The organism is Desulfomarina profundi, assembly GCF_019703855.1.
GTDB lineage: Bacteria > Desulfobacterota > Desulfobulbia > Desulfobulbales > Desulfocapsaceae > Desulfomarina > Desulfomarina profundi.
In genome coordinates, this window is sequence record NZ_AP024086.1 from 2,470,452 (window position 1) to 2,488,388 (window position 17,937).

At 42.6% G+C, this 17,937-nt stretch carries 14 protein-coding genes; 10 read left to right on the forward strand and 4 right to left on the reverse strand.

Features of this window, described 5'->3' with window-relative positions:
• Positions 1-35 precede the first annotated feature (35 nt).
• On the forward strand, positions 36-710 hold the full coding sequence (locus LO777_RS11330; protein ID WP_228854014.1) for a CBS and ACT domain-containing protein: 675 nt from the start codon (positions 36-38) through the stop codon (positions 708-710).
• A 26-nt stretch (positions 711-736) separates the two neighbouring features.
• On the opposite strand, the gene LO777_RS20670 is transcribed toward LO777_RS11330, so the two are convergent.
• Both LO777_RS20670 and LO777_RS11340 read right to left on the reverse strand, forming a co-directional pair.
• Entirely contained in the window at positions 737-1,759 is a 1,023-nt protein-coding gene (locus LO777_RS20670; RefSeq protein WP_329955584.1) for a rubredoxin-like domain-containing protein, read from the reverse strand.
• A gap of 107 nt (positions 1,760-1,866) precedes the next feature.
• Positions 1,867-2,919: an integron integrase gene (locus LO777_RS11340; RefSeq protein WP_228854015.1), complete on the reverse strand. Its 1,053-nt coding sequence runs from the start codon at positions 2,917-2,919 to the stop codon at positions 1,867-1,869.
• A 150-nt stretch (positions 2,920-3,069) separates the two neighbouring features.
• Between LO777_RS11340 and LO777_RS11345 the strand changes: the two genes are divergently transcribed.
• From LO777_RS11345 to LO777_RS11385, 9 genes are all read left to right on the forward strand, one after another.
• A complete protein-coding gene (locus LO777_RS11345; RefSeq protein ID WP_228854016.1) occupies positions 3,070-3,861 on the forward strand; it encodes a hypothetical protein in 792 nt (263 codons plus the stop codon).
• A 242-nt stretch (positions 3,862-4,103) separates the two neighbouring features.
• Positions 4,104-5,657, forward strand: coding sequence for a transposase (locus LO777_RS11350; protein ID WP_228854017.1), 1,554 nt, complete (start codon positions 4,104-4,106; stop codon positions 5,655-5,657).
• Between the two features lie 297 nt (positions 5,658-5,954).
• Complete coding sequence (locus LO777_RS11355) at positions 5,955-7,508, forward strand: transposase (protein ID WP_228854018.1); 1,554 nt, start codon at positions 5,955-5,957, stop codon at positions 7,506-7,508.
• 297 nt (positions 7,509-7,805) lie between these two features.
• Complete coding sequence (locus tag LO777_RS11360) at positions 7,806-9,359, forward strand: transposase (RefSeq protein ID WP_228854019.1); 1,554 nt, start codon at positions 7,806-7,808, stop codon at positions 9,357-9,359.
• A 734-nt stretch (positions 9,360-10,093) separates the two neighbouring features.
• Positions 10,094-10,696 carry a TetR/AcrR family transcriptional regulator gene (locus LO777_RS11365; protein ID WP_228854020.1) on the forward strand — a complete coding sequence of 201 codons (603 nt, stop codon included), beginning with the start codon at positions 10,094-10,096 and terminating at the stop codon, positions 10,694-10,696.
• A 14-nt stretch (positions 10,697-10,710) separates the two neighbouring features.
• On the forward strand, positions 10,711-11,358 hold the full coding sequence (locus tag LO777_RS11370; RefSeq protein ID WP_228854021.1) for a class I SAM-dependent methyltransferase: 648 nt from the start codon (positions 10,711-10,713) through the stop codon (positions 11,356-11,358).
• A gap of 169 nt (positions 11,359-11,527) precedes the next feature.
• A complete protein-coding gene (locus LO777_RS11375; RefSeq protein ID WP_228854022.1) occupies positions 11,528-12,637 on the forward strand; it encodes a hypothetical protein in 1,110 nt (369 codons plus the stop codon).
• A gap of 238 nt (positions 12,638-12,875) precedes the next feature.
• Positions 12,876-14,429, forward strand: coding sequence for a transposase (locus LO777_RS11380; RefSeq protein ID WP_228854017.1), 1,554 nt, complete (start codon positions 12,876-12,878; stop codon positions 14,427-14,429).
• 498 nt (positions 14,430-14,927) lie between these two features.
• On the forward strand, positions 14,928-15,824 hold the full coding sequence (locus tag LO777_RS11385) for an IS91 family transposase (protein ID WP_268907570.1): 897 nt from the start codon (positions 14,928-14,930) through the stop codon (positions 15,822-15,824).
• Here the strand turns inward: LO777_RS11385 and tnpC are convergent.
• Together tnpC and tnpB are read right to left on the reverse strand one after the other, a co-directional pair.
• Entirely contained in the window at positions 15,726-17,309 is a 1,584-nt protein-coding gene (gene tnpC / locus LO777_RS11390; protein ID WP_228854024.1) for an IS66 family transposase, read from the reverse strand. The genes LO777_RS11385 and tnpC overlap by 99 nt on opposite strands.
• Before the next feature lie 63 nt (positions 17,310-17,372).
• The gene (gene tnpB / locus LO777_RS11395; protein WP_228854025.1) at positions 17,373-17,693 is read right to left on the reverse strand and encodes an IS66 family insertion sequence element accessory protein TnpB; all 321 of its coding nucleotides are present in this window, start codon (positions 17,691-17,693) and stop codon (positions 17,373-17,375) included.
• Between the last annotated feature and the right edge of the window lie 244 nt (positions 17,694-17,937).

The window sequence follows — 17,937 nt, forward strand, 5'->3', positions numbered from 1 at the left end:
ATATTACCTATTATTATTTTTGGAGGAATGAGACAATGTATATAGGCAGAATCATGCACACAAACCTGATCACAGTCCCACCCGAGGCCTCGCTTGCAAAGGCCCAGGCATTGATGGAAGAACATGCCATTGAACACCTGCTTGTAACCGATGAAAACAAAAAGCTCGTAGGAATACTCTCCGACCGGGACCTGAAGCAGTACTGGGCCTCTCCCGCGACATCCCTTTCAGCCCATGAGCTGAATTACCTGCTGGACAAGGTGACGGTAGATATGATCATGATCCGGACCGTGGTAACCGTCACCCCGGCAACTACCATCGAACGGGCGGCTTACATCATGCAGCAGTACCGGATAAGCGCCCTGCCGGTGATGGAAAATGAAAACCTGGTGGGAATTATTACCGGAGTCGATGTTCTTGAGATACTCTTCAAGGCCATCGGTATCAGTGAGGAGAGTGTTCGTCTGGGGGTCTTTGTCAATGACAGTATCGGCCAGCTCGCCAAAGTGACGGGAGTGCTCAAAGATGCCGGTGTCAATATCCAGAGTCTTCTCTGCTGGCCGGAAAAGGATCATTCGGGAATAACCCAGATGGTTTTCAGGGTGGCGGCATCAGAAAGCGACAAGGCCATCCGGGCCCTGAACCAAAACGGCCTGCAGGTCACAACCCGGTACGAAAAAGATATCACGCCCTTTCTACCGAAGGACTGATATTGCCAACCAGCAGAGCCGGGCCTTCACATCAGGAAGAACCGGCTCTTTTTCTTTTTGTTGCCTTGAACAATTGCCTTTTCAGTTTCTGGTGCCGAAAACCAGTTTCCCCCGAGGTGTCCTGCCAGCCCGACACAGGCCAGCATGACTCCAGCCACCCCCAGGTAAATCCACTTCATGGGGGAGTCAGGGGCGATCACACCGGGATCAAGGACCTTCCAGAAAACCAGAATATTGGCTCCTGCCAGAATAAAGAGGGCGCAGAGTATTTTTATGATAAATATCGCACTCCTGGCTCCCCGGTATCTTTTCTGCCACTCCAGGTAGCCGGTAAAAATGACAAGGGGAAGGGAAATCAACACAACAACGAGATTATAATAGGCGGCCGTCTCCATTCCCGCCAGGTTAAAGACAAGGAAAAGAGCAAGAAAAACCACGGAAACGGGAAAAATACCGTTGGGAAAATGGGCCGAAATGGGATGAAGATGATGGCTAACCATCTGATCCGTCAGCCAGCCGAAAAAAGTTCGTCTCTGTTTTTCCTTTCCGACTTTCCCCTCTTTCTGTTCTTCAACTTCTCCTTCTTCCACAGCCTCGGGAAGTGGGCCTATTGTTTTGCCGTCGGCATCAATTTCAACAAACAACCGGGCGGGAACATGGCAGACGGGGCATTTCTCCGGTGGCTCGGGCCCTTCATGCACATATCCGCACACGGTACACTTCCAGCGTTTATTCTCCCCTGCACCTTCCGATTCACTTTCCTCCTGCTCTTCGACCATTTTTTCAAACATCTCGACAAAAGCACCGCAGACCGGACATATTTCCGGAGGCTGCGAGCCGGTATGGATAAAACCGCAGACCGTGCATCGCCACCGGGTTGTTTCATCCCCCTTTCCAGCCTCTTTGACTCCTGCCGTTCCGGAAGTTTCGGGCTGTGTTTCGGTTTTTTCTATAAATTTTTCCTGTGGTGCCTCACAGACCGGGCATTTTTCGGGAGGTTCTTCTCCTTCATGAATATAACCACAGACAGTGCATTCCCATTTTTTCATTCCTGACTCCAGATGATTATTTACAGCTTTTTCAGAAATAGTTTTTCCATCCTGCCCTGATATCAATCATTTTATCGTTTTGCAGGACTGCATGTTGCTAAGATATCTTATTTATCCTTTTTTTTCTTTGATTTTCGTGCGTAGAGACGATCCAGAGGGTTCTGCAGGGCTTTGATATCCTTTTTCATCACATGGGTGTATATTTCAGTTGTCTTCACATCGGCATGGCCCAGCAGATCCTGGAGAACACGGATATTGGTACCGGTTTCCAGCATATTGGTGGCAAAGGAGTGGCGCAATGTATGGACGGTCACCCGCTTATCCAGTTTTGCCTTCCGGGCAGCTCTTTTTACCGCCTTCTGCAACCCGGACTCCAGGACATGATGCCTTCTCTCCCTGCCGCTCCGGGGGTCAATTGACCGGGAACGGGCAGGAAACACATATTGCCAGACCGTTTCCCGGGCCGCATTTTTATATTTTTTGGCAATCGCTCCGGGCAGGTACACTTCTCCGAACCCTTCGGCCAGATCCCTGCTGTGAAGCTCTTTTACGCGGTCAATATGTTCACGCAGTTCTTCACTGACGCACTGCGGAAGGTAGGTGATCCTGTCCTTTCCTCCTTTTCCGGAGCGGACATAGATATTATTATTGGCAAAATCCACATCCTGAATACGAAGCCTTATGCATTCCATCAGCCGCATACCGGAACCGTAGATCAGTTCCGCCATCAACAGATGAGTTCCGCTCATATGGTGAAAAACTCTCTCAACCTCTTCAACTGACAGCACAGTGGGTGGATGAACTTTGCGTTTGGCCCGAATGGGGGCTATGGAATTATCAAGGGGGTCCTGCAGAACATCGCGGTAAAGAAAGACAAGGGCATTCAATGCCTGTTTCTGAGTGGAAGCTGACACCTTTTCCCTGCTTGCCAGATGCGAGAGAAAGCGCTCAACCTCCCTTGCCCCCATATCACGGGGATGCCGCTTCTTATTATAGAAAATAATATAACGGAGAATCCATTGACAATAGGTCTTTTCTGTTGACAGTGCGTAATGATAATATCGCATGGTTTCACGCACTTGGTCAAGCAGCTTCAATTTTCTGTTTGGGACGAATTTTCTCTTGCTTTCCATGTTAGGCATGATAATATCAGTTATCATGGAAAATTTAAAGTAAAATGCTATGCATGGACATTTTTTTCCAGTTTTACCCTCTTGATATGAGTTTAGGTGGAAAACTGGTCCAGATATAGGGTAATATGATGTCTGGTGTCCATGTATTAATACTGTTAGTGAACATAAAAAAACGATATGGAAATATTTCTTATTTTAGCAACAATCATCGGAGGTATCGTTGGAGTCATCCAAATCTTCAAATGGATTAAACCAATAAATTTACCCATCCCCAGAAATAAAACAAAAACTATAAGCATAACATTACAAGCAAATAAAAATGGTAGTTTTGATTTTAATGAAACAGAAATCAAAAGAATATCTAAAGAATTGCTTTTCTTTCTTCGCAATAAAGAACAAATACAAATTCAATATGTTATACCACAACACAATGATGCAAGAAGGAAGTACAAAAAACTAGAGAAACAGAAAAACCTATCACAAGCTGATATAGAGCAAAGAAATTCACTCCAGAAATATTTTAAATCGTTAGATGGAAAGTTAGCAAAATTATCACGAATTATTATTTCAGTGTACTCTCAAGCTGATTCTGTTTACGCAACCTATGGGGATGAATCATTTTCTGATATATTAATAGGCATCTTGGATCGTTTTAAAAAATCCTCTCTTGTGACTGGAACCAAAATTGATGTTTGGCGTGAAAAAAATAAAAGATTTACAACCGCAATATATCTGACGGATGAGGAATTAGAACGGACTTTATCAAAGCTAAATCTTAAAAGCCGCCAAGGGTTAGCATTTGGCCCCAACAATTATTTTGCGTTAGAATTACCACTTCATATTATTTTAAAGAAATTAATCCCAGAGGTTGCTTTCCATCTAATGTGGTTGTCTGAAAGGGAAGGCAATCCTATTGAACAGTATTCTGATAACTATAACTTATTAGATTGGTGCATAGGGTTAGGATAAAAAAATCACTAACAAATCAATTAACCTGACCCGCAACTCGTCGGCGAATTTTCGTGTAAATTCAACATAATAGCCGTTAACAAAGTTAATCGGTAGCTGCACGGCGGGCAGGTTATCTCAAACGTTCAAGCTGTAGAAAAAGTCAACAAAACAAATTAACTACTGAATAATACGTGTAAAAATGTTATACTGCTGTCGCAAATTGATCGAAATACCCCTTACCTTCGATAAATGGAGCTGCAATGGCACGGTATAAACCTTATTCCTATGCTCAGGGCAAGTTCATTCCCATCCATTTTGCAAATCAGATCCTTCCCGGCACATTTGAATATACGCTGAATTATCTCATTGATCATGAACTTGATCTTTCCATCTTTAATGATCGCTATCACAATGATGATTCCGGTGCCCCGGCCTATGATCCGAAGATTCTGCTTAAAATCATTCTCTTTGCCTATTCCAGAGGGATTGTGAGCAGCCGTAAAATAGAGAGAGCCTGTCGTGAGAATGTAATCTTTATGGCACTGTCTGCCGACAGTCGTCCCCATTTCACCACAATTGCAGATTTTATTTCCAGCATGGACAAGGAAATAGTCTCACTGTTTCTTGAAGTACTTCTGGTTTGCGATGAACAGAAATTGATCGGCAGAGAGATGTTTGCCATTGACGGCTGCAAAATGCCCAGCAACGCCTCTGTTACCTGGAGCGGAACCAGGGCTGATTTTCAGAAAAAAGTAACGAAGATGGAAACAGCTATAGCAAATATGGTCAACCACCATCATATGAATGACCAGGAAAAGAGTGATGAAAATATCAAAGAGAAAAAAGAAAAATATGTAAAATCCCTGCGTAAAAATATAAAGAAGGTACGGAAATGGCTGGATAATAATGATGATCGGAGAGGAAAAGGCAAAAGACCTGTCAAATCCAATATTACCGACAATGAATCCGCCAAGATGAAGACCTCAAAAGGTGTTATCCAGGGCTATAACGGTGTTACCGCCGTGGACAGTAAAACCCAGGTGATAGTAGCCGCCGAAGCCTATGGTCAAGGCAGTGAGCAGGACCTGCTGGAACCGATGATAGACAAAATCAGCGAAAATTTACAGGAAACCGGAAAAGACAACGATGTCTTTAAAGATGCAAAACTCCTGGCAGACAGCGGATACCATGCAAATAAAAATATGGAGATGCTGGCAGAAAAAGAGATAGACGCGTATGTAGCCGATAACCAGTTCAGAAAACGGGATCCCAGGTTCAAAGATTACGGCAGATATAAGGATCGAACAAGAAAAGAACGGGCCAAACGAGAAGGCAGAAAGAACCTCTTTGTACCTGCTGATTTTACCTTTCCCGAAGATCTGAGTTACTGTATCTGTCCTGCCGGGAAACGGCTCTATAGAAGTGGTGGGAATATCTTTACCAAAGGCCATCATTCTGTCCGGTTCCAGGCACCCCAATCCGCCTGTGTTCCCTGCAAACTGAGGTCAAAATGTCTTCGCTATCCTGATCGCACCAAAACACGTCAGGTTGCCTATTTTACTGGGCGCATGGATAAAAAGAAGAAAACCAGTTGTGCAGAAAAGATGAAGCGAAAAATAGATTCAGCCGCTGGCAGGGCCATCTATTCCATGCGATTGGCAATAGGAGAACCACCTTTTGCCCATATCAGATCAACAATCGGTCTGAACAGGTTCACCCTGAGATCGAAAAAGAAGGTGAATATCCAGTGGAACCTTTTCTGCATTATCCATAACCTTAAAAAGGTGCATGCATATGGAATGGGTTTTGTGTAGATTGCTGGAAAATGGTTAGGAAAAGCTGGAAATTGGTGAGATAAATTGCTTTATTGAGGATGTTAGAGAAAAAAGTAATTTTACATCAGGATATTTTTTGAATTGTTTTGAAATTTGAATTTTTTTGAAAAGATATGTGGGAAAATTGCAGTTGCCTGGGCTGTTTTTCTACATGCTCGTTCAAGCTGTAGAAAAAGTCAACAAAACAAATTAACTACTGAATAATACATGTAAAAATGTTATACTGCTGTCGCAAATTGATCGAAATACCCCTTACCTTCGATAAATGGAGCTGCAATGGCACGGTATAAACCTTATTCCTATGCTCAGGGCAAGTTCATTCCCATCCATTTTGCAAATCAGATTCTTCCCGGCACATTTGAATATACGCTGAATTATCTCATTGATCATGAACTTGATCTATCCATCTTTAACGATCGCTATCACAATGATGATTCCGGTGCCCCGGCCTATGATCCGAAGATTCTGCTTAAAATCATTCTCTTTGCCTATTCCAGAGGGATTGTGAGCAGCCGTAAAATAGAGAGAGCCTGTCGTGAGAATGTAATCTTTATGGCACTGTCTGCCGACAGCCGTCCCCATTTCACCACAATTGCAGATTTTATTTCCAGCATGGACAAGGAAATAGTCTCACTGTTTCTTGAAGTACTTCTGGTTTGCGATGAACAGAAATTGATCGGCAGAGAGATGTTTGCCATTGACGGCTGCAAAATGCCCAGTAATGCCTCTGTTACCTGGAGCGGAACCAGGGCTGATTTTCAGAAAAAAGTAACGAAGATGGAAACAGCTATAGCAAATATGGTCAACCACCATCATATGAATGACCAGGAAAAGAGTGATGAAAATATCAAAGAGAAAAAAGAAAAATATGTAAAATCCCTGTGTAAAAATATAAAGAAGGTACGGAAATGGCTGGATAATAATGATGATCGGAGAGGAAAAGGCAAAAGACCTGTCAAATCCAATATTACCGACAATGAGTCCGCCAAGATGAAGACCTCAAAAGGTGTTATCCAGGGTTATAACGGAGTCACCGCCGTGGACAGCAAAACCCAGGTGATAGTAGCCGCCGAAGCCTATGGTCAAGGCAGTGAGCAGGACCTGCTTGAACCGATGATAGACAAAATCAGCGAAAATTTACAGGAAACCGGAAAAGACGACGATGTCTTTAAAGATGCAAAACTCCTTGCAGACAGCGGATACCATACAAACAAAAATATGGAGATGCTGGCGGAAAAACAAATAGACGCGTATGTAGCCGATAACCAGTTCAGAAAACGGGATCCCAGGTTCAAAGATTACGGTAGATATAAGGATCGAACAAGAAAAGAACGGGCCAAACGAGAAGGCAGAAAGAACCTCTTTGTACCTGCTGATTTTACCTTTCCCAAAGATCTGAGTTACTGCATCTGTCCTGCCGGGAAACGGCTCTATAGAAGTGGTGGTAATATATTTACAAAAGGACATCATTCTGTCCGGTTCCAGGCACCCCAATCCGCCTGTGTTCCCTGCAAACTGAGATCAAAATGTCTTCGTTATCCCGATCGCACCAAAACACGCCAGGTTGCCTATTTTACCGGGCGCATGGATAAAAAGAAGAAAACCAGTTGCGCAGAGAAGATGAAAAGAAAAATAGACTCAGCCGCTGGCAGGGCCATCTATTCCATGCGATTGGCAATAGGAGAACCACCTTTTGCCCATATCAGATCAACAATCGGTCTGAACAGATTTACCCTGAGATCGAAAAAGAAGGTGAATATCCAGTGGAACCTTTTCTGCATTATCCATAACCTTAAAAAGGTGCATGCATATGGAATGGGTTTTGTGTAGATTGCTGGAAAATGGTTAGGAAAAGCTGGAAATTGGTGAGATAAATTGCTTTATTGAGGATGTTAGAGAAAAAAGTAATTTTACATCAGGATATTTTTTGAATTGTTTTGAAATTTGAATTTTTTTGAAAAGATATGTGGGAAAATTGCAGTTGCCTGGGCTGTTTTTCTACATGCTCGTTCAAGCTGTAGAAAAAGTCAACAAAACAAATTAACTACTGAATAATACATGTAAAAATGTTATACTGCTGTCGCAAATTGATCGAAATACCCCTTACCTTCGATAAATGGAGCTGCAATGGCACGGTATAAACCTTATTCCTATGCTCAGGGCAAGTTCATTCCCATCCATTTTGCAAATCAGATTCTTCCCGGCACATTTGAATATACGCTGAATTATCTCATTGATCATGAACTTGATCTATCCATCTTTAACGATCGCTATCACAATGATGATTCCGGTGCCCCGGCCTATGATCCGAAGATTCTGCTTAAAATCATTCTCTTTGCCTATTCCAGAGGGATTGTGAGCAGCCGTAAAATAGAGAGAGCCTGTCGTGAGAATGTAATCTTTATGGCACTGTCTGCCGACAGCCGTCCCCATTTCACCACAATTGCAGATTTTATTTCCAGCATGGACAAGGAAATAGTCTCACTGTTTCTTGAAGTACTTCTGGTTTGCGATGAACAGAAATTGATCGGCAGAGAGATGTTTGCCATTGACGGCTGCAAAATGCCCAGTAATGCCTCTGTTACCTGGAGCGGAACCAGGGCTGATTTTCAGAAAAAAGTAACGAAGATGGAAACAGCTATAGCAAATATGGTCAACCACCATCATATGAATGACCAGGAAAAGAGTGATGAAAATATCAAAGAGAAAAAAGAAAAATATGTAAAATCCCTGTGTAAAAATATAAAGAAGGTACGGAAATGGCTGGATAATAATGATGATCGGAGAGGAAAAGGCAAAAGACCTGTCAAATCCAATATTACCGACAATGAGTCCGCCAAGATGAAGACCTCAAAAGGTGTTATCCAGGGTTATAACGGAGTCACCGCCGTGGACAGCAAAACCCAGGTGATAGTAGCCGCCGAAGCCTATGGTCAAGGCAGTGAGCAGGACCTGCTTGAACCGATGATAGACAAAATCAGCGAAAATTTACAGGAAACCGGAAAAGACGACGATGTCTTTAAAGATGCAAAACTCCTTGCAGACAGCGGATACCATACAAACAAAAATATGGAGATGCTGGCGGAAAAACAAATAGACGCGTATGTAGCCGATAACCAGTTCAGAAAACGGGATCCCAGGTTCAAAGATTACGGTAGATATAAGGATCGAACAAGAAAAGAACGGGCCAAACGAGAAGGCAGAAAGAACCTCTTTGTACCTGCTGATTTTACCTTTCCCAAAGATCTGAGTTACTGCATCTGTCCTGCCGGGAAACGGCTCTATAGAAGTGGTGGTAATATATTTACAAAAGGACATCATTCTGTCCGGTTCCAGGCACCCCAATCCGCCTGTGTTCCCTGCAAACTGAGATCAAAATGTCTTCGTTATCCCGATCGCACCAAAACACGCCAGGTTGCCTATTTTACCGGGCGCATGGATAAAAAGAAGAAAACCAGTTGCGCAGAGAAGATGAAAAGAAAAATAGACTCAGCCGCTGGCAGGGCCATCTATTCCATGCGATTGGCAATAGGAGAACCACCTTTTGCCCATATCAGATCAACAATCGGTCTGAACAGATTTACCCTGAGATCCCGAAAAAAGGTGAATATCCAGTGGAACCTTTTCTGCATTATCCATAACCTTAAAAAGGTTCATGCATATGGAATGGGTTTTGTGTAGATTACTGGAAAATGGTGAGATAAATTGCTTTACTGAGGATGTTAGAGAAAAAAGTAATTTTACATCATGATATTTTTTGAATTGTTTTGAAATTTGAATTTTTTTGAAAAGATATGTGGGAAAATTGCAGTTGCCTGGGCTGTTTTTCTACATGCTCGTTGGCAGTATCTAAATAAAAGTAAACAAAGAATGAATGAAACAGGGGGGAAAATGATATCCTGCAAAAAATGTGGCAAGGAGATTTCTGGAAACGATATCTATATCTATGAAGGTAATCAGATGTGCGATGATTGTGCGATGAAAGCGGGTCTATTCCCTCTTGAGCATACAGGGTCACGCCGAGACAAAATTTCAGAGAGAGGAAGACATCTTACTATTCCAAAGTCTTAAGAAGTTGAATGTTTAACAACTTCAACCCATTGTCTTTAAAGTAGTATAATGATAAATGGGAAAAAATGAGAATTGATGTTTGTGTATGATCAAACTGCCAACAAATCGATTCACTGGATTGCAGGGGACTCTGCCGCTTTGAAAAATTTTGGTTTAACGAAATTATTAACATAAATAAGGTTTCTGGAAAATCCCTGCAACCAGTGATCTTGGCGTTAGCCTTCCAAATTCCCACCGTAAACCATTCTTGAAACACTCTGTTCATCAATTTTATTGACAAAATAATCTTTTCAACCTATTGTGAACATGTTCACTAAGGAATCACGTTCACAATAGGCGCTTATATGACCAATAAAAAGAAAATATCCCACAGGCAGTCACAAAAAGAAGATACGAGACGACTTATCCTTGATTCAGCATATCTCTTGTTTGCCAAAAATGGTTATGCAAAGACAACAATGCGTGCGTTAGCGGATCAGGCAGGGATAGGTCTGGGTACCATCTTTAAACATTTCCCAGACAAGCCTTCGCTGCTTGCAGCCGCATTTCAAGATGACCTTAGTATAATAATTCAACAATCATTCAATGAGCTACCTGAGTCAGGACTGAAAAAGCAGCTTCTTCACATCACAAAGTGCCTCTACTCTTTTTATGCTGAAAAACCTAAATTATCACGAACACTTATAAAGGAAGTTCTGTTTTTAGAGGGTGAGCATGGAAAAATTCTAGACGCACAAATAGACATGTTCCTGAACGAAATTTGTGGATTGCTAAATAAAGCAAAAGAAAACGGTGAAATAAACAAAAATATAAATGTACACGATGGCGCTGTAGCGTTTTGGTCATTCTATTTTACTGTTCTTCTTATGGGACTTAAACAGCCCTCATTTGAGATTGATATTCAACTTAATATTATCGAGAAACTCATAGAAAATTACTTTTATTAATGGAGGTCAATATCATGGACTATAGACAAGCAGCAAATGAAAGAAAATATGATTTTGCGGCATCGAGTTATGATTTTATTGCATTCATTATGAGCCTTGGCCAAGCTAATAAAATATACCAAAAAATTGCTGAGAAGATCGACCAGAAAACATCCAAAAATATTGTTGAATTAGGCTGTGGCCCGGCATCTGTTATTCCAGCAATCGTTAATGGTACAGATGATTCTACCCAAATTACAGGAATTGATTTTTCTGCAAAAATGATAGAAATAGCAAATCGCAAAAAACAGATAAATAACTGGGGGAATGTGGAATTTGAATGTTTGGATATGTATAATTTCAAATGCCCAAAACCTGTTGATACAGTAATTTTCTGCCTTGCTTTAACAGCTATACCAGATTCAACAAGAGCCCTAGAAAAATCCCTATCTATTCTAAGTCCAGGCGGACAGCTGATAATCATCGACTCAATACCTCTTAACACTAGGTGGTGGCACCCATTTACAAATATTTATATCTATCTGAAATCATTAGTTGTTGGGGCAAAGCCTACAAGGAAAATACTTCCGTTTATACACAGAAATATGGTAGATGTTGAAATTGAAGAAATGGCCTATGGTGTTTATACAGTCATAAATGCAAGAAAACCCAAGTCGGCGTGAGTTTGTGTGCAAACAAAGCAACCTAAAAATAGGCTAACCAGTCAATTAACCTGACCCGCAACTCGTCGGCGAAATTTCTGTATATTCAAGTATATAGCCGCAAATAAAGTTAATCGGTAGCTGCACGGCGGGCAGGTTATCTCAATCGTTATGTCTTCAGGAGAACCAAATGTCTTTAGGTAAATTTGAAGCGATTTATTATCCATATTTTGAACCTCCTGTTGATTGGTTAAAGACTTATTTACTTTTTTATGATCGTATAAAAAGTATTATCCCTGAGGGTGCAAATTATAATTTTTCAGATAGTTTAAATAAAATATTGGATAGTTGCCCTGATTGTTTTTCCTCAATATCTCCAGGGATAAATGATATAAAAATAAATACGATTAATTTTGATATATTAGAACAAACTTTCAATTACATATCCTCTCAGAACAAACATAACAACGAAAGAACGATAGTACTTGATAAACAAGGAAGCATATCAATAAGTGGTTTTTCATTCCTTCACCAGGATAAAGTAAGTGAGAATGTAAGAATATTATTAAGAAAATACAATTTAGTTGATAAAGATGGTTCTAATATATTGTCAGATATCCAAAATGGACAATACATCATTGTTAATGAAAATGCTTGTGATCTAATTGTATCCAATGTCGCATCAAATTTATCAAAAAAATATGGCCTACCATCGCTCACAGATAAATTATTGTTTAATTCCTTTAATAATATTTCTGAGTTATCAACTTATTCTGGTTCAGGATCATCCAATATGTTGGCATCATCTGTAATTAATCTATTGGTTCCAGATAACATATCTTTGCTAAGCGAAAAAGATTATTTAGAACTAAAACAAGCCTTTAATGATTTAAAAGTACCATTTCATAGGCTTATAAAAGAGCAATTTAATCTTTACAGCTTAAATGATATTCATGATGAAAATGAACTAAAAGAAAAGGTTAAGAGTATATCAATAGAATTCAGCAAAGAATATTCAAAGTTTCGACAAACAAGATGGATTAAAAAATTTAAAAAATGGGGGCCTATTGGTATTGGTAGCCTATTTACTCTGGCAGGTGCTACATTCTCAAATCCTATAATTGCAATTTCTAGTGCAGCAACATCCATCACAATACAAATAATTTCTGAATCCAAATTGTTAAAGTCACCACAAAATAATAAAAGTGAGGTTTATAGTTTACTTGCTTCACTTGAAGATAAAATTCTGTATAAAACGATATCAAATGAGTTATTAATTGAAAATGAAATCTGGACATAACAATGGTATTCACCTGACCACAAGCACGACCCGGTTTTGGCAAATGTCCCAGTAAATCGTAGCGTTATATCCGTGTCAAAGCTGGTCGGTAAATCTGCTTGTGTCAGGTGATACCGGTCGTTCAAGCTGTAGAAAAAGTCAACAAAACAAATTAACTACTGAATAATACGTGTAAAAATGTTATACTGCTGTCGCAAATTGATCGAAATACCCCTTACCTTCGATAAATGGAGCTGCAATGGCACGGTATAAACCTTATTCCTATGCTCAGGGCAAGTTCATTCCCATCCATTTTGCAAATCAGATCCTTCCCGGCACATTTGAATATACGCTGAATTATCTCATTGATCATGAACTTGATCTTTCCATCTTTAATGATCGCTATCACAATGATGATTCCGGTGCCCCGGCCTATGATCCGAAGATTCTGCTTAAAATCATTCTCTTTGCCTATTCCAGAGGGATTGTGAGCAGCCGTAAAATAGAGAGAGCCTGTCGTGAGAATGTAATCTTTATGGCACTGTCTGCCGACAGTCGTCCCCATTTCACCACAATTGCAGATTTTATTTCCAGCATGGACAAGGAAATAGTCTCACTGTTTCTTGAAGTACTTCTGGTTTGCGATGAACAGAAATTGATCGGCAGAGAGATGTTTGCCATTGACGGCTGCAAAATGCCCAGCAACGCCTCTGTTACCTGGAGCGGAACCAGGGCTGATTTTCAGAAAAAAGTAACGAAGATGGAAACAGCTATAGCAAATATGGTCAACCACCATCATATGAATGACCAGGAAAAGAGTGATGAAAATATCAAAGAGAAAAAAGAAAAATATGTAAAATCCCTGCGTAAAAATATAAAGAAGGTACGGAAATGGCTGGATAATAATGATGATCGGAGAGGAAAAGGCAAAAGACCTGTCAAATCCAATATTACCGACAATGAATCCGCCAAGATGAAGACCTCAAAAGGTGTTATCCAGGGCTATAACGGTGTTACCGCCGTGGACAGTAAAACCCAGGTGATAGTAGCCGCCGAAGCCTATGGTCAAGGCAGTGAGCAGGACCTGCTGGAACCGATGATAGACAAAATCAGCGAAAATTTACAGGAAACCGGAAAAGACAACGATGTCTTTAAAGATGCAAAACTCCTGGCAGACAGCGGATACCATGCAAATAAAAATATGGAGATGCTGGCAGAAAAAGAGATAGACGCGTATGTAGCCGATAACCAGTTCAGAAAACGGGATCCCAGGTTCAAAGATTACGGCAGATATAAGGATCGAACAAGAAAAGAACGGGCCAAACGAGAAGGCAGAAAGAACCTCTTTGTACCTGCTGATTTTACCTTTCCCGAAGATCTGAGTTACTGTATCTGTCCTGCCGGGAAACGGCTCTATAGAAGTGGTGGGAATATCTTTACCAAAGGCCATCATTCTGTCCGGTTCCAGGCACCCCAATCCGCCTGTGTTCCCTGCAAACTGAGGTCAAAATGTCTTCGCTATCCTGATCGCACCAAAACACGTCAGGTTGCCTATTTTACTGGGCGCATGGATAAAAAGAAGAAAACCAGTTGTGCAGAAAAGATGAAGCGAAAAATAGATTCAGCCGCTGGCAGGGCCATCTATTCCATGCGATTGGCAATAGGAGAACCACCTTTTGCCCATATCAGATCAACAATCGGTCTGAACAGGTTCACCCTGAGATCGAAAAAGAAGGTGAATATCCAGTGGAACCTTTTCTGCATTATCCATAACCTTAAAAAGGTGCATGCATATGGAATGGGTTTTGTGTAGATTGCTGGAAAATGGTTAGGAAAAGCTGGAAATTGGTGAGATAAATTGCTTTATTGAGGATGTTAGAGAAAAAAGTAATTTTACATCAGGATATTTTTTGAATTGTTTTGAAATTTGAATTTTTTTGAAAAGATATGTGGGAAAATTGCAGTTGCCTGGGCTGTTTTTCTACATGCTCGTTGGACTAAGCTGTGCAAACTAACTATTTGTAATTATTCAACTTGTACAATAGATCCTTAACTGTTAGACTGTTGTCGGCAGGCGAATTTATAAAGGTTAATTGACCGCCATATTATGAAAAGTATGAGGTGGTCGGTCAGAGAAACAGAAGGTTCACTTTATGCAACTTGTCGCTCAAGACTCAACTGCACCCTTTCCAGGACTTTTCACTTCATCCTCTTCCTCTGCAACATTCCCGGGCGAAGTTATAAGCCCACCCGCGAACCGACTCATTGATTTGGTATCAAAGTATTATCCGGTAGTCGAACACATTTACTGCTGCCCAAACAGGCACAGCAGGCAGCTTTTATCATGGCAATATGCCACACTTCCGACCTTGGAGGGCATGTGGAACAGTGTCCGAGTGGTCATGTCGAGCGCATTTATTATAACTCTTGCGGTCATCGATTTTGTCCGCGTTGTGCGGCCAGAATACGACACAAGTGGTTGCTCGCCCGTGAAGCAAAACTGCTCCCGGTGCGTCATTATCACACTATTTTCACCCTGGCCCACACATTCAATGCCTTGTGGTATTACAATCATCGAACGATGGGCGACCTTTTGTTCCATAGCGGGGTTAATGCACTCAAGGCGTTGCTTGCCGATCCCCGGTGGCTGGGAGCCGAAGTGGGAATCACGGCTACACTTGAGACCTGGGACGACCGAATGCTCTTTCATCCCCATCTGCACTGCATGGTGACCGGCGGGGGGCTGACAGCGGAAGGGGACTGGATAGATGTAGCAAATCCAAACTGCCTGATTGCCGTAAAACCCTTAATGTATGAATTTCGCAAACGGTTTTGTCAGAGATTGAAACAGCTGTTAAAGGATGACAAGTTGACCCTTCCCGGAGAGACAACCAAACGCCAATGGCTTTCCCGGCTCAATAAAATAAACAGGAGGAACTGGACTGTATTCATCGCGAAGCAGCCTGAAAATGGTGGACCAACAGCGATTGATATCCTGCGTTATCTGTCTGAGGATGTCGCGGGTGGTCCACTGTCCAGTGACCGGCTTGTTCCGCAATCATCTGAATTCTCCGCGACTCAGTTAGCATATCTTAATTGTAAGCGCTCATCAGACCCCACTCGGGACATCCGGTATCACAAGATCCTTTCCAGACAAATACATCGGAAGGAGGTTTTTGTAGTCTGCGGTGGTTTTAGCAAAGGGTAATTTCTCAAGGAGAAAGCGGAGGTACGCGTACGGTTCCAAACCGTTGGCCTTGGCTGTTTCTATCAAGCTGTAAAGTCCAGCGCTCGCCATTGCCCCTTCCACTGTACCAGCAAAGAGCCAGTTCTTCCTGCCAACCACAAATGGCCGGATGGCATTCTCAGCCAGGTTGTTGTCCGGTGTCATCTGCGGATGGTCGATAAAGACTTTTAACCTCTCCCACTGCCCCAATGTATATTTTACCGCCTTACCAAGAAGACTTTTAGGCGTCACGTGGATGGCTTTTTTGCCGAGCCATTTGTAAAAATTGTCCAGAACCTTTTTTGTCTTCTCCTGTCTCATAGCGAGCAGTTCTGAGCTGGAGAGATTTTGTTTGGCTGCCTCACGTTCCAACCTGTAAATTTTTGAGATAAAGCCGAGAGCCACGTCAACACTTCCAGCCTTTTTCTGCTTTTGTGCGCCCTTCTGGGCGTCGGTGAACTTACGTCGGGCATGTGCCCAACAGGCGGCATGCACGATTTTCGACTCAGTATCCAGGAAATCATACCCCTTGTAGCCGTCGGATTGCACCACACCGCGATAGCCTCGCAAGAGATCACGAGCCACATCAGAAGATCTGTTTGGGGCGTAATGGTAGAGCAATCCCGGTCGTACGGGCGCACCTCCCCGACAAACCCACATGTACGACTTGGTTGTTGGAGAGCGACCGGGTTCCTTCAGCACCTGGACCGTGGTCTCGTCGATATTGATCAAGGGACCGGAACGAATTTCCTGCTGCAACAGCTCGATCAGCGGTTGGCAGCGGTCGGCGATTTTCATTGCCCAGTGACACATCGAGGCCCGTGGAATCTCTGCACCAATTCTTTTGAACTGGGCCTCCTGGCGGTAAAACGGCAACGCATCACAGAATTTTGCGGTGAGGATGTAGGCGATGAGGCCCGCAGTGGCGATGCCTTTATCGATAATCTGTTTCGGTGGAGGTGCTATCTTGACCACAGCTCCTTCCGTCTCCACACCTTCGCAGGACCTGCAGGCATACTTTGGTCGAACATGTCGGATTACCCTGATAACGGCTGGGATGATATCCAGTTTTTCAGAAACCTCTTCACCTATGCGATGCAGAGCTGCGCCACAGTCGCAGACTTTGTCTTCTTCGGGGATGTCGTGGAGAACCTCAACCCTGGGCAGGTCCACCGGCAACTTTTTGCGGCCCGGCTTCTTGCGAGAATGAACCTTGACCTCAATCTCTTCCGAATCTTCCTTGTCTGCGCCGTCAATATCCGGCTCAGGCATGTCGAAGAGAGGAAGCTGTACCGCACCATTATCCGAGGTGCGCTTTTCGCTCTTCTTACCGTACATCTGGGCCCGAAGCAGACGCAACTGTTCATGAAGAAGATTGATCTCCTTCTCGTAGCTCCGTCTGGTTTCAAGCAAGATCTGCTTGAGTTGTTCCGGGTCGTTCGGTAAGTTTTTCTCCTTGGATATCATGCTGAAAACATAGCACAAAAATAGCTTTTATACCAGAAAAACAACCACTTGAATCAAGAAAAATCAACTAACAGAATTGTACTCCAACTGCCGATGAGCCTGTCGAATATCCAGTCCGCTGAGCAGCCATTGCAAAGCTGACTGGTTGATCTCAATCACATCCTGTTCGGTGTCCGGCCAGCAGAAAACATCTTGTTCCAATCTCTTCATCCAGATACAAAATCCGTTGCCAGACCAGTAAAGGATTTTGACCATGTCCTTTCTTCGGTTACAAAACGCGAAGAGGCTTTCAGAAAAGAGATCAAGCTCGAACTCTTCCTCTACGATAAGCGACAGTCCGTTGATTGATTTCCTCATGTCCGTAGCGCCGGCGGCAATAAACACCCTAGTCGATGGTCCTGGTGAGCCGAAGCACGATTAATGATGGAACGTTTTTCGAGTTATTTGATGTTTGGTGCCGTAGTAGATATACAACCCCTCGGCTGCGCCTCTGGTTCGTAGGTTTTTTAAGGCATGGGGGAAGCTCGAGCTTAGAAAAAAAGGTGGGGAGCCCGAAGACTCCCCGGACGGTTTTTTCTAATCCGTCGCTCCCATCTGGCTATCCCTTGGCGGGTTGCTCCTCAGCAGA

Coding starts and splice junctions, on each gene's coding strand:
- LO777_RS11350 (WP_228854017.1), top strand. CDS start 4,104: ATGGCACGGTATAAACCTTATTCCTATGCTCAGGGCAAGTTCATTCCC.
- LO777_RS11370 (WP_228854021.1), top strand. CDS start 10,711: ATGGACTATAGACAAGCAGCAAATGAAAGAAAATATGATTTTGCGGCA.
- tnpC (WP_228854024.1), bottom strand. CDS start 17,309: ATGATATCCAAGGAGAAAAACTTACCGAACGACCCGGAACAACTCAAG.
- LO777_RS11345 (WP_228854016.1), top strand. CDS start 3,070: ATGGAAATATTTCTTATTTTAGCAACAATCATCGGAGGTATCGTTGGA.
- LO777_RS11330 (WP_228854014.1), top strand. CDS start 36: ATGTATATAGGCAGAATCATGCACACAAACCTGATCACAGTCCCACCC.
- LO777_RS11355 (WP_228854018.1), top strand. CDS start 5,955: ATGGCACGGTATAAACCTTATTCCTATGCTCAGGGCAAGTTCATTCCC.
- LO777_RS11375 (WP_228854022.1), top strand. CDS start 11,528: ATGTCTTTAGGTAAATTTGAAGCGATTTATTATCCATATTTTGAACCT.
- LO777_RS20670 (WP_329955584.1), bottom strand. CDS start 1,759: ATGAAAAAATGGGAATGCACTGTCTGTGGTTATATTCATGAAGGAGAA.
- LO777_RS11380 (WP_228854017.1), top strand. CDS start 12,876: ATGGCACGGTATAAACCTTATTCCTATGCTCAGGGCAAGTTCATTCCC.
- LO777_RS11365 (WP_228854020.1), top strand. CDS start 10,094: ATGACCAATAAAAAGAAAATATCCCACAGGCAGTCACAAAAAGAAGAT.
- LO777_RS11340 (WP_228854015.1), bottom strand. CDS start 2,919: ATGATAACTGATATTATCATGCCTAACATGGAAAGCAAGAGAAAATTC.
- LO777_RS11360 (WP_228854019.1), top strand. CDS start 7,806: ATGGCACGGTATAAACCTTATTCCTATGCTCAGGGCAAGTTCATTCCC.